The sequence below is a fragment of the Porcipelethomonas sp. genome, from assembly GCF_051893655.1.
Taxonomy (GTDB): Bacteria; Bacillota; Clostridia; order Oscillospirales; family Ruminococcaceae; genus Porcipelethomonas.
Genome location: NZ_JBJFHN010000132.1, coordinates 1 through 6,454, shown reverse-complemented (window position 1 = coordinate 6,454; position 6,454 = coordinate 1). Strand labels below are relative to the sequence as shown.

The window sequence follows — 6,454 nt, the reverse complement described above, 5'->3', positions numbered from 1 at the left end:
TAAAAGAAGGGCGAGCAATGCTCGCCCCTACAAAGTAAGCTGTCGAGCCTTATTTAAGGGAACGAATAAAAGAAAGCCACGTTTAAAAATTTTTTCCTACTTTTTTTCAAATTTTTCCTTTTAAGGTTCAGTTTAGTAACTTATCGAGCCTTATTTAAAGGAACGAATAAAAGAAAGCCACGTTTAAAAGTTTTTGTCTTACTTTTTTCAAAAAGTAAGAGGTCGAGCCTTATATAAAATAAATCAGTAAAGTAAAAGCGAAATAAAAGTTTTCGCCCAGCCTTTTTCAAAAGGCTGGAGAAAGGAAAATGAATGGACGAAGAGATATTAGTAAAGAAAAGGTATTCGATTCCCTATGAGATGTTCGGGGAAGCGTTTACAGTTTTTCAGAAAAAGTTTGTATATCCCAGAAATATGATAATGTCTGTGATACTGTTAATTGCAGCAATTTTAAATGTTGTGAATATTGTTTTAGGGGAAGGATCAACAATCGGATATGTACTGATATTTGTCTGTCTGGCACTTATTGGTGTAAACTGGTACAATCCGAAAAAGCTTAAAAGAAACCTTATGGAATCCATAAAGGGTATTGAAAATGATGTTTATGTTATGACATTATACCCCGACAAAATGCTTATCGGTACGGTTTTAGAGCCTGAGGAACAGGAAGAAAAAACCCCTGAAGAATATGAAGAAGTATTCGGAGATATGCCTGAAAAGGAAGAAATTGCAGAAACTGAAATATATTTAAACAATTCTGTAAAGGTTGTTGAAAGAAAAGATTTTTTCATAGTTTATATAAAAAAATCCATGTTTTATGTTATTCCTAAAAAGGATTTTACGGAAGAGGAAATAACCCTTATGAATCTGCATTTCGGAAATCAGCTTTATAAGAATTTTATCTGCGAAGTAAATAAATAAAGGAAGTTTGAAAATGTATAATGACAATTCAAAAGTAAAAGACGTTGATATTGACAAGGAAATGCGAAAATCTTTCCTTGAATACTCGATGTCTGTAATTGTTGCAAGAGCGCTGCCGGACGTCAGGGACGGTATGAAACCGGTTCACAGGCGTATTATTTACACTATGAACGATGCCGGAAATACTGCCGACAAGCCCTACAGAAAATGCGCCTATACAGTCGGAGAGGTTCTGGGTAAATATCATCCTCACGGCGACGCATCTGTTTATGATGCACTGGTGCGTATGGCACAGAAATTTTCCCTGAGATATCCGCTTATTGACGGTCACGGAAACTTCGGTTCTGTGGACGGCGACCCTCCGGCTGCATACCGTTATACAGAAGCGAGAATGTCGAAAATTGCCGGAGAAATGCTGACAGATATCGGCAAGGATACTATCCCATATACCACAAACTATGACGACAAACTTAAAGAACCTGTAGTTCTGCCAAGCCGTTTCCCGAATCTTTTGGTAAACGGTGTTACCGGTATCGCAGTAGGTATGGCAACAAATATACCGTCTCATAATCTGGGAGAGGTAATAGACGCTATTGACCTTGTTATGGAAAATCCTGACTGCACTCTTGAAGAAATAATGCAGTATGTAAAAGGTCCTGATTTCCCTACAGGGGGAATTATTATGGGACGTGCCGGAATCCGTGCGGCATACGCTACCGGCAAGGGTAAAATTATATTAAGAGCTAAAACTTCTATTGAGGAAATTAAGGGCAGACAGTGTATTATAGTCCATGAGATACCTTATATGGTAAATAAGGCAAGACTTATAGAGTCAATGGCGAATCTTGTAAAGGAAAAGCGTATTGACGGTATTCACTTTATCCGTGATGAATCCGGACGAGAGGGAATGAGAATAGTAGTCGAACTTAAAAAAGATGCTATTCCCCAGATAGTTTTAAATAAGCTTTTTACCTATACTCAGCTTCAGGATACTGTAGGAGTGAATATGTTAGCCCTTGTAAACGGCGAACCTAAGGTATTGACCTTGAAGCAGACTATTGAGGAATATATCAAGTTCCAGGTTGAGGTTATAAGACGCCGTACTGAATATGACCTGAAAAAGGCAAAAAACAGAGCACATATTTTAGAAGGCTTGGTTATTGCTACGGATAACATTGATGAAGTAGTTGAAATATGTAAAACTTCTGAAAATATTCCTCATTCAAAACAAAGATTGCAGGACAGATTCGGTCTTACAGAAATTCAGGCAGAAGCTATAGTTCAGATGACTCTGGGCAAGCTTACCGGTCTTGAAAGACAGAAGATTTTAGATGAGTTGGATGAGCTGCATAAAAAAATCGCAGAGCTTGAAGAAATACTTGCTGATGAAAACAAGGTTCACCGTATTATCAGAGATGAACTTGCTGAAATCAAGAGAAAATATAATGATGAAAGAAGAACACAGATCGAAACAGTAAGCGGAGAGGTTGATATAGAAGACCTTATTCCGGTTGAAGACTGTGTTGTAGCATATACAAATATAGGATATATCAAGAGAATGCCTGTAGACGCTTATAAAACCCAGAAAAGGGGAGGAAAGGGCGTTTCAGGAATGAAACAGCGTGAAGAAGATTATGTAAGCGAAATGTTTGTATGCTCAACTCATGATAATATTTTGTTTATTTCAAACAAGGGAATCATGTATAAGCTTAAGTGCTATGAAGTACCGGAAGGCTCAAAGGCATCAAGAGGATTAAATGCTGTAAATCTTCTTCCTCTGGCAGAAGATGAAAAAATTGCCGCAATGATAAAAACCTCGGACTTTGATGAGGGAAAATATATAGTAATGGTTACTAAAAACGGCAAAATCAAAAGAACTTCTCTTTCAGCATACAAAAATGTCAGAAAGAACGGTCTTATAGCAATAGGACTGGACGAGGGTGACGAAATTGCCGGAGTAAGAATGACTGACGGCAGTGCACAGCTTTTTGTGGCAACAAGAAATGGTATGGCAATAAGGCTTGAAGAAGAAAAAATCAGAGCTATGTCACGTTCTGCTCATGGTGTCAGAGCTATAAAATTAAAGGACGGAGATTATGTAGTATCTATGGCAAGAGTCAGAGAAGGAGCATCTCTCCTGACCGTTACAGACAAGGGCTTTGGAAGAAGAACTCAGCTGGACGCTTATAAAATCCAGAACAGAGGCGGTCTTGGTCTTAAAAACTACAAAACCGGAAAAGAAAAGGGATATGTCTGCGGAATCAAGGTTGTTGACGAAACAGATGATATTATTCTTATTTCAACAGATGGTGTAGTTATAAGAATCAGATGCAGTGATGTAAGAATAATGGGAAGATATGCTGCAGGCGTAAGGGTTATGAAGGTTTCTGAGGATAACAGTGTAGTATCCTTTACAAGAACTGAACATGACGATGAGGCAGAGGTTGAAGAAGTTGAACAGCCGTCTGAAGAAGAAATTGCAGAAGATATAAAAAATGCTGAAGCGGAAGCTCTGGAAAACAGTACCGCAGAAGAGAATCCGGAACCGGACGAAGAAGAAACAGAAGAATAATCTTTTTCTTTTTAGTTTGCCATAACAAAATAAAGGGACGTTTTCACTTGCAAAGCGTCCCTTTAGTCTTTTGAAAAAGCATGACCAAAACTTTGTAAAATTTGCACAAAAACACAGAATATGTAAGTTTGTTAATAAAAAGTTCACATTTTGCACTTTCAAGTTTGTTAAAATATAAGTTGAGAAATTATAACTTAACGGAGACGATATGATGTTAAAGAAAAAAACAGCAGTATTGACAGCTGCAGTATTGACTGTGGTTTTGTCTTTAAACCTTTTTTCAGTATCGGCAAAGAAAAAACTTCCGGAAATTTCACTCCAGTGCGGTTACGCTCAGGAAAATGCAGAAACAACAGTTTCTTTAAACGTTAATGAAAAAATTTCTGTCAGTGCTTTTTCCTTTGAAATATTTTTTGATCCAAAGAAGCTTTCTTTTGAGGACGCTTCAATGGGCAGTGCTTTAAATTACGGTAATTTTTACTGCAATGGGGAGTATTCTGACGACTGCGTAAGAATAGTGTGGTCTGACAGCGAGGATGCGAACGTTTCGGGAGAACTTGCAAAACTTAAATTCAGAACAAAAAATGCAGAAACAGGAACTAAAACCGGACTTTATATAGGCTACTCTTCAATGGGAAATGAAAAATTTGAGGAAATAGCTTTTGATACTGTTGATTCAGAAATAGAAATTATGCAGGATTATATCTGGGGAGATGCTAACGGTGACGGTGAAACTACCGCTGCGGACGCTGTGGCAATTAATAAATATAATATAAGCCGGGAATTATATCCTATAAATAATAAATATGTGATAAATGCAGATATAGATTATAACAATATTATAAATTTATCTGACAGTGACGGCGTTGTAAATTATATCATGAAACAAAACAGAAAGGGAGGAGCAATTTGAAAAAACAGTTAAAAAAATTTCTTTGCTTTTTTCTGACATTTGTTATGGTTATTCCTGTGTTTAATGCAGAAGCATCAGGAAATATGAAAGCCAGTCAGGAATGCCTTGACCTTATAAAAGAGTGTGAGGGATTTTCAAAATATAAATACTGGGATTACAGTCAGTGGACTATAGGATATGGAACGGGAGTCGGTGAGGACGAATACCCCGATGGTATTACAGAAGAAGAGGCAGAGGCTCTTCTTGAAGATGCTCTTACAACATATGAAGGCTATGTAAATAAATTTGCAGATAAATATAATATAGACTTAAAACAAAATCAGTTTGATGCATTGGTAAGTATGACATATAATCTGGGTAATATATGGGGAGTTTATGATGAATTTGATCTTAAAACATATCTTATAAACGGCTCGGAAAATTACAGCTTTCTTGAAATCGAAAAAGCTTTCGGAGAATGGAGAAAAGCCGGAGGAAGTGTTGTACAGGGACTTGTTAACAGACGCCAGAAGGAAGCAGGACTGTTCCTGTCCGACAGAAATGACTATATACATGAAGTATGGAGAGTAAATTCAGACAATGGAATAAATCTCAGAAAAAGTGCTGATGTAAACTCTGAAAAAACCGGATTTATGAGCATGAATACTATTTTTGCCATAACCGAAAAAAAGACGTCAGGAGACGGTACTCTCTGGGGCAAAACTGAATATGACGGAGCAGAGCACTGGTGTACTCTTGAATACTGTAAATACATGGCAGGGGGACCTATAGGCTATGATGATGATTCACCGGATCCTGAAATTGATCCAGATCCAGACCCTGATCCTGATCCGGACAAGGAAGAGGATCCGGATATAACAGAAAATCTGTCTGAAAACTGGAAAATAACTGCCAAAGACGGAGTGGATTTAAAATCAGGTCCGGGACTTAATTACAGTAAGGTCGGAACTCTGGAATATGGTACTCAGATAACAGTAAATGCAACCTGTGAAAGTGACGGATATCTGTGGGGCAAGACGGTTTCAGACGGAAAAATAGGCTGGTGTACCCTTGATTTTGCTGAAAGAATAAGCGAACAGGAGCTTGAAGGTGCAGCTCTGGTAAGTATTTACATTTCCTCCAGACCTGAAAAGGTTACATATATTGAGGGAGAACGTCTTGATTTGAGCGGAATTGAGGTCAAGGGAAAATACAGTGACGGAAGTGAAGAGGTTATAACTGACTTTACTGTAAGCGGATTTGAATCTGTTCCGGGAAGTCATAGTGTAACAATAACATACATGGAAAAAACTGCGTCATTCAGAGTTACTGTAGAAGAAAAAAAGCTTACCGGAATTAAAGTTGAAAGCGGTCCGGAAAAGACTGTCTATAAGCTTGGGGAGGGATTTTCTCCTGCCGGACTGAAAGTAATCGGCAGCTATGACAACAACACAAAGTCTGAAATTACAGATTACTATCTTAACAATACAGAAGGATTTTCAAAGACTCCCGGTATAAAAACTATAGAAGTTGAATATCAGGGATTTAAGGATACTTTTACAGTTGAAGTAAGCGAAAAGTCACTTATTGATATTAAAATCACAAATAATCCTGATAAGACTGAATATGTTCTGGGGCAGGAATTAAATACAAAAGGACTTATAGTTTACGCATATTTTGACAACAATACCAAAAATGAGATAACAGACTATTCAATAAGCGGATATAATCCTCAGTATGAGGGGGTTCAGGAGGTAAAAGTAGGCTACAGCGGAATTTACAAAACCTTTGAAGTTAATGTTTCAAAGCCTGATATTTATGAGCTTCCGGGGGATATTGACAAAAGCGGTGCAAGGGATATTTTTGACCTGATAATGCTGAATCAGTATATTGATGGTAAAACAGAACTTGATGAAGAAGCCGTTTATCTTGCCGATATTGACGGTGACGGTCAGGTCAACAGTAAGGATGTGGAATGCTTAAGCCGTATCGTTTCTGAACAGTAACTTACTTTTTTTGAAAAAAAAGTAAGCAAAAAAACTTTTATTTCGTTTTTAATTTTATTGATT

Annotated in this window: 4 protein-coding genes; all 4 read left to right on the top strand. The window is 37.5% G+C overall.

The window, feature by feature from the left end:
* Positions 1-312 precede the first annotated feature (312 nt).
* The 4 genes from ACI4WO_RS08210 to ACI4WO_RS08195 all read left to right on the top strand — a co-directional run bounded on the left by ACI4WO_RS08210 (position 313) and on the right by ACI4WO_RS08195 (position 6,391).
* Positions 313-921 (top strand): YcxB family protein, encoded by a 609-nt coding sequence (locus ACI4WO_RS08210; RefSeq protein ID WP_439807074.1) that lies wholly within the window; start codon positions 313-315, stop codon positions 919-921.
* Between the two features lie 13 nt (positions 922-934).
* Positions 935-3,493, top strand: coding sequence for a DNA gyrase subunit A (gene gyrA, locus ACI4WO_RS08205; RefSeq protein WP_439807073.1), 2,559 nt, complete (start codon positions 935-937; stop codon positions 3,491-3,493).
* Between the two features lie 211 nt (positions 3,494-3,704).
* The gene (locus ACI4WO_RS08200) at positions 3,705-4,406 is read left to right on the top strand and encodes a cohesin domain-containing protein (protein ID WP_439807072.1); all 702 of its coding nucleotides are present in this window, start codon (positions 3,705-3,707) and stop codon (positions 4,404-4,406) included.
* Positions 4,403-6,391, top strand: coding sequence for a glycoside hydrolase family protein (locus ACI4WO_RS08195; protein WP_439807071.1), 1,989 nt, complete (start codon positions 4,403-4,405; stop codon positions 6,389-6,391). Before ACI4WO_RS08200 ends, ACI4WO_RS08195 begins: the two co-directional genes overlap by 4 nt.
* Positions 6,392-6,454: the final 63 nt, after the last annotated feature.